We start from the raw sequence: 243 nt of genomic DNA on the forward strand, positions 1-243 counted from the left end.
GGGTGATGGTCGATAATGACTGCGTGATGCTGGCGCTCGCGGAGAAATGGCAAAATAATTCGCAGGAACGGGATTTCTGCGTGATCAACGTTGATTACGGCATTGGCTCGTCGTTCGTGATTAACGAGCAAATTTATCGCGGCAGTTTGTATGGTAGCGGACAGATTGGTCACACCATCGTTAATCCGGATGGCGTCGTCTGCGACTGTGGACGTTACGGCTGCCTGGAAACCGTCGCCTCGT

At 52.7% G+C, this 243-nt stretch carries 1 protein-coding gene; it reads left to right on the forward strand.

From position 1 onward, the window contains the following. Positions 1-243: ROK family protein (locus tag V5P19_RS24320; RefSeq protein WP_334408091.1), on the forward strand; the 243-nt coding region annotated here is incomplete at both ends.

Source organism: Enterobacter sp. UNJFSC 003 (assembly GCF_036903355.1).
Taxonomy (GTDB): domain Bacteria; phylum Pseudomonadota; class Gammaproteobacteria; order Enterobacterales; family Enterobacteriaceae; genus Enterobacter.